The sequence below is a fragment of the Paenibacillus sp. IHBB 3054 genome (genome assembly GCF_051594305.1).
In the GTDB taxonomy this organism is placed as follows: Bacteria; Bacillota; Bacilli; order Paenibacillales; family Paenibacillaceae; genus Paenibacillus_AQ.
This window is the reverse complement of sequence record NZ_JBOFBG010000089.1, coordinates 1-2,187: the sequence shown is the minus strand read 5'-3', so window position 1 is coordinate 2,187 and position 2,187 is coordinate 1. Positions and strand designations below refer to the sequence as shown.

Here is a 2,187-nt window from a genome sequence, read left to right as displayed (position 1 = left end):
ATTTGCCCGATACCAAAAGTTGAAAAAATCAGTGAAGACAACTTCTTCACATGCTGTGCAACAGGAACTGATGATCATAAAGGAGCATTTGGAGAAAACAGGTAAATCATCAATCAGTAGTTGCGATGAAGAAGTGGAACAAATTGAAATGAATATACCTGTAGCCATTCGGCAGCAATACGTGTCTATCGTAGAGTACCGCTTAAAGCAATATTACCAAGCAAATAAGCGTAAACACTGGTTAAGTGTAGAACTTCAAAAAGTTAAGCCAAAGGAGCCGAAAGTTACAGCTGGATTGGAGCTGACTGGTGTCAGTGGCCGATCAGGACTTCCGCACTCTTCCACGGAGCACGCAGTCATTAGCATGTTTGATAGAGCTGAACGACTCCAGGATGAAATTTGGGAAGTGGAGGATCAATTGTATCCTATGGAAAAAGCAATGCGTTGCCTTGATCCTGATCAACTCATGCTTATAGAGGCTAAATATTTCTGCCGAGAGGAAGCATTAGATGAGTACCTCATGAACGAATTCAACTGGTACCGTGCGAAGTATTATCAGGTGAAGAAAACCGCACTTATTTTACTAGCCCAGTCCCTGCGGATTATCTAGAGACCGTTCAGGACTCTAATAGATCTCAACTAAAGGACAGAAAGGATGAATCGTTTGGAATCTGATTATCCCGTATTCAATGCAGCGCAAATGCTCAGATTTGTACATGAGGATGCATATCTCAAATGGATGTATGCCGATCTTTTGAAAAAAGGGCATGATTCTGAAACAGCATTAGAAGTCCTGTTTAACGGAAATGTATTGGGAGATTCTGCAATGACCGATGAGTATGAGTTATATGCCAAAAAGGGAGATAAACACTAATACCACTGGAATACAAGCGTCCCCTGTACGCAGGGGACATCTTTGAAGGAGAGGTGCAAGGTCTCTATGTACAAGCATATGTATTCTCTGAGCCATCCTCATATGGCATATCCGAAGGTCGAATCAGTCGGTTGACCGTGTATCCGAATCAGCAAAAAGAGTTCAGCAAACATCTGGCCAACTATGACCGAGGCTGGGATGGTAAGTCCCCGGAAGATAGCACAACTCGTGCAGTTATCGAAGCAGCAGTTCGGCAATTTGATGATCGAGCGGTGGAGTGGCAGTTTGAAGCTTTGCGCTAGATTGCGAAAAGTCCAACGGATTAGGAGGTGAATTATGCAGCTGGGGCTGTTTGAACAAATGATTCTGTGTCGTGTATTAACGGAAGCAGATTATAAAGAAGTCCATTATGCACATTCGAATGATAGATGCCATGTTTTTCATACGGATATCGGTCTGGTCGCCGTTGATCGGGAAACGGGTAAATTCGATTCCAAAGAATATAGACAGATGTTTCGATAAGACAGATTTTATGCATGGTTGACGCATACAGTGCACCAGGAGTGACATGACTTAACTAACGTTTCCCGTTAGTTAAGTCCCAAACAAACCATGTTGCGATAAAATTACTTTATAGTGTCGTGCTCATAGATTTTGGTGGGTCGTCCCCATTCGAAATTATCCAAACCGATTTCTCTGAATCCATATTTCTCATAATAAAGAATATGGTCGGTTGTTATATAAACCTTCGCATATCCCAATTGCCCCACCAATTTTCTGGCATGCTCCAACAGTACTGAACCTAAACCTTGCCCTCTCTCATTCTCATCAATGAACAAAGGTGAAATCCATGGTGATAAATCTTTTCGACTTATATATTCCTGCTCAATCAATTGATAAAATCCTATTATTTTGTCTTTTTTCAATAGTAGGAATGTAAATGGCAAACCAGCTTCAGCCGATAAACTTTCGTGAACTTTAGGGAGTACCACCTTCATTACCTTCGGCCATTTTTCTTTAACATATTCAGCAAACTCGTTATGACGCTCTGGACACTCTATTAAAGATTTAATAATTTGCATTAAGTCCACTCCTTCAAAAAAGTGCTTTCAGATTACACCCTTAAGTTAACTGCGGGGAAGGGGAAGTTTATTTTAAGTAAAACTATACTGTCCGTTAGATTAATGAACATCGTTCATCGAGAGTCATAATGATTGTTGCGCAGTACGAAGATGTAGCGAAGGAGGTTTAATGGATGGGACCAGGTAGAGAACCAAAAGTCTGCGAGAATGATGAATTAGTATCGGAGTTTA

General features: G+C 41.1%; 5 protein-coding genes. 4 read left to right on the top strand and 1 reads right to left on the bottom strand.

Annotated features, from left to right (window positions below):
- The 4 genes from ACQ76X_RS35715 to ACQ76X_RS35700 all read left to right on the top strand — a co-directional run.
- Positions 1-610: hypothetical protein (locus tag ACQ76X_RS35715; RefSeq protein WP_438498636.1), on the top strand; the 610-nt coding region annotated here is incomplete at its 5' end.
- Between the two features lie 45 nt (positions 611-655).
- Entirely contained in the window at positions 656-874 is a 219-nt protein-coding gene (locus ACQ76X_RS35710; protein WP_438498635.1) for a hypothetical protein, read from the top strand.
- Between the two features lie 53 nt (positions 875-927).
- The gene (locus tag ACQ76X_RS35705) at positions 928-1,176 is read left to right on the top strand and encodes a DUF7678 domain-containing protein (protein ID WP_438498634.1); all 249 of its coding nucleotides are present in this window, start codon (positions 928-930) and stop codon (positions 1,174-1,176) included.
- A 34-nt stretch (positions 1,177-1,210) separates the two neighbouring features.
- A complete protein-coding gene (locus ACQ76X_RS35700; protein ID WP_438498633.1) occupies positions 1,211-1,396 on the top strand; it encodes a hypothetical protein in 186 nt (61 codons plus the stop codon).
- A gap of 104 nt (positions 1,397-1,500) precedes the next feature.
- On the opposite strand, the gene ACQ76X_RS35695 is transcribed toward ACQ76X_RS35700, so the two are convergent.
- Positions 1,501-1,956 (bottom strand): GNAT family N-acetyltransferase, encoded by a 456-nt coding sequence (locus ACQ76X_RS35695; RefSeq protein ID WP_438498632.1) that lies wholly within the window; start codon positions 1,954-1,956, stop codon positions 1,501-1,503.
- Positions 1,957-2,187 lie beyond the last annotated feature (231 nt).